The organism is Pseudonocardia pini (assembly GCF_013870575.1).
GTDB classification, from domain to species: Bacteria; Actinomycetota; Actinomycetes; order Mycobacteriales; family Pseudonocardiaceae; genus Pseudonocardia; species Pseudonocardia pini.
In genome coordinates, this window is sequence record NZ_JACBXB010000708.1 from 1 (window position 1) to 2,905 (window position 2,905).

A 2,905-nucleotide genomic window follows, 5' to 3' on the forward strand; every position below is an offset into this window, starting at 1 on the left:
CCCGCGCCCGGTCCGCTGCCGGTGGGGCAGGCGGGCAGCGCCGCCCGGGCACGGAGATCGGCGAGATCGGCGGTCCGGGTGGGCACGGAGGTGCTCGGGGCCGCAGCCTCGCGAGGCCACAACGCGATCACGCCGACCACCACCAGCAGCAGCACGACGACCGTGCTGACGATCTCCGCCCGATGCCCGCGCACCACCCTCACGCCGCGCCCGCCCGAGCCGACCCCGACCGTGCCCCGCTCACCCCTCGCCCAACCCCGCCAACGCCAGCAGGTGGGGTGCCTCCGGTCCCTTGACCAGCTTCGCGGCGACCGCGGGCTCCGTGGGTCCCAGCCCGAACGACGGGCAGTCCATCGCCAGCGTGCACGCGCCGCAGGCGGGCTTCTTGGCGTGGCAGACCCGGCGCCCGTGGAAGATCACGTAGTGCGAGGCCATGGTCTGGTCCCGCTTGGGGATCAGCGCGCCGACCTGGTGCTCGACCTTGACCGGGTCCTCCTCCGTGGTCCAGCCCCAGCGGCGCACCAGCCTGCCGAAATGGGTGTCCACGGTGATGCCGGGGACGCCGAACGCGTTGCCCAGGATCACGTTCGCCGTCTTCCGGCCGATCCCCGGCAGCGTGACGAGATCGTCGAGGTTCCCGGGGACCTCGCCCCCGAACCGCTCGACGAGTGCCGCGCCCAGGCCCATCAGCGCGGTCGACTTGTTGCGGTAGAAGCCCGTCTGCCGGACGTACTCCTCCAGCTCGGCGCGGTCCGCGCCCGCGTAGTCCGCCGCGGTCCGGTAGCGGGCGAACAGCGCGGGGCTGATCTCGTTGACCTTCTTGTCCGTGGACTGGGCCGACAGGATCGTGGCGACGGCGAGCTCGAGCGGATCGCGGAAGTCCAGCTCGCAGTGTGCCTCGGGATAGGCGACGGCGAGCGACCGGAGGATGCGCCCGACGCGGCGCGCGCGGCCGACGCTGCTCTCTCCCGCGGCGATCCGCGCGGACAGCTTCGCGACCTCACGGCCCGTGGGGCGCCGGAGTGTGGTGGTCACGTCGCGAGACTACGGCCGACCACCGACACTCCCGCGATCGGCACGCAGCGTGACGATCGCGTCGCTGCTGGTCGCGGTATCGATCGCGCATCGATCGCGACACGCCGGGACCCCGGTGCGCCCCGCGGCCGCGGGGTAGGCCATCATCGGTGGCGATATGACTGCGTGGCTGGCCGTTCTCGTACCGCTTCTGGTGATGTTCTTCGCGCTGGGCATGGAGCGCGTCGAGTCCCGGCTGCGGGAGTCCACGCTGCGCCAGGACGAGCTCGACGAGCTGCTCGAGCGCCCCCGTCCGGACGAGGTCCGGGCCCTGTTCCGGCAGGGGACGGGGCGGGCGCTGGAGCTGTTCCGCCTGCGCAACCGGGGCGGGAAGCGGTCCGCACGGCGGAGTAAGGTGTCGTCCTAGCCCGTTCGGCCCGGCTCGGGTCGTCCGGGCGGGGGGCCCATCGGGTCGGTCCCGCAGCGTGAATGCTCCGTTCGGGCACCGTGTTCCTGCGTTGTCTCGTCACATTGTGCGGATCGACCCCCTAGACTGGCGCGCCGATGATCCCCCGCGTACGCCACGCGGGGGATGTGGACGAGGAGCAGGTGTTGTGGACGATGTTCTGATCCGGGCCGGGATCTTCCAGGGAGTGGAGCCGCACGCAGCCGAGGTGCTGGCCCAGGCTCTGGAGCCCGTGGAGTTCCCGCGTGGGCACGTCATCTTCAGCGAGGGTGAGCCGGGCGACCGGCTGTACATCATCGCCGGTGGCAAGGTGAAGATCGGCCGCAAGTCCCCCGATGGTCGCGAGAACCTGCTGATGGTGGCCGGCCCGTCGGACATGTTCGGTGAGCTGTCCATCTTCGACCCGGGCCCGCGCACGTCGTCGGCCACCACGGTCACCGAGGTGCGGGCCTACAGCATGGACCGCGCCGCGTTGCGCGAGTGGATCGGCAAGCGCCCGGAGATCGCCGAGCAGCTGCTGCGGGTGCTGGCGCGCAGGCTGCGCCGCACCAACAACATGCTCGCGGACCTGATCTTCACGGACGTGCCCGGTCGCGTCGCGAAGTCGCTGTTGCAGCTCGCGCGCCAGTTCGGCTCCCAGGAGTCCGGCCTGCTGCGGGTGACCCACGACCTCACCCAGGAGGAGATCGCCCAGCTCGTCGGCGCCTCCCGTGAGACCGTGAACAAGGCGCTGGCCGACTTCGCCCACCGCGGGTGGCTGCGGCTGGAGGGCAAGAGCGTGCTCATCCTCGAGCCCGAGCGGCTCGCCCGGCGCGCCCGCTAGATCGACTCGGACCCCTGGTAACGGGGGTCTCCACGAAAAAACTGGTACGGGCGTACCAGACTGTGCGATCCTGCGGAGCGTGTCCGTCTCGCTCTCCGACTACCGCTCCGCACTGACCGTGCCCGGCGCCACGCTGCCCGTGGTCTACTCCGCGATCGGCAGGCTGCCGATCGCCATGTACAGCTTCGCCACGCTGCTCTACGTCCAGCGTGTCGAGGGCTCGTTCGCCACGGCGGGTCTGGTGTCGGCGGGCTCCCTGGTCGGGGTCGCGATCGGCACGGTGGCGCAGGGCAGGCTGATGGACCGGCGCGGGCCGTCGGGCGTGCTGCTCGTCGTGGCCACGCTGTTCACCCTCGGCGCGGCGGCCCTGGTCGCCGGGATCGAGCTGGGGGCGCCGCTGCCGCTGGTCGTGGGACTGGCGTTCTTCAGCGGGCTCGTCATGCCGGCGATGCCCGCAGCCACCCGGGCGCTCTGGGAGCGGCTCGTGCCCTCCGGTCGGCAGCGTGAGGCGGCGCTGAGCTACGAGGCGATCAGCCTCGAGGTGTCGTCCAGCGGCGCACGAACCTCGGCACCGACGTCGTCCGCAGCCCGGTCTCGATCTC

General features: G+C 71.8%; 4 protein-coding genes and 1 pseudogene. 3 read left to right on the forward strand and 2 right to left on the reverse strand.

Annotated features, from left to right (window positions below):
* Both H5J29_RS27535 and nth read right to left on the reverse strand, forming a co-directional pair.
* A pseudogene (locus H5J29_RS27535) lies at positions 1–194 on the reverse strand (TlpA family protein disulfide reductase); the annotation flags it as partial.
* Between the two features lie 46 nt (positions 195–240).
* On the reverse strand, positions 241–990 hold the full coding sequence (gene nth, locus H5J29_RS27540) for an endonuclease III (protein ID WP_220188011.1): 750 nt from the start codon (positions 988–990) through the stop codon (positions 241–243).
* A 202-nt stretch (positions 991–1,192) separates the two neighbouring features.
* Here nth and H5J29_RS27545 point away from each other — a divergent pair, with 202 nt between their 5' ends.
* The 3 genes from H5J29_RS27545 to H5J29_RS27555 form a co-directional block, all read left to right on the forward strand.
* Positions 1,193–1,441, forward strand: coding sequence for a hypothetical protein (locus tag H5J29_RS27545; RefSeq protein WP_181783910.1), 249 nt, complete (start codon positions 1,193–1,195; stop codon positions 1,439–1,441).
* A gap of 187 nt (positions 1,442–1,628) precedes the next feature.
* Entirely contained in the window at positions 1,629–2,303 is a 675-nt protein-coding gene (locus H5J29_RS27550) for a Crp/Fnr family transcriptional regulator (RefSeq protein ID WP_181783911.1), read from the forward strand.
* Positions 2,304–2,382: 79 nt separating this feature from the next.
* A partial coding sequence (locus H5J29_RS27555; protein WP_376768580.1) for an MFS transporter occupies positions 2,383–2,905 on the forward strand: 523 nt, incomplete at its 3' end.

Coding starts and splice junctions, on each gene's coding strand:
- H5J29_RS27545 (WP_181783910.1), top strand. CDS start 1,193: ATGACTGCGTGGCTGGCCGTTCTCGTACCGCTTCTGGTGATGTTCTTC.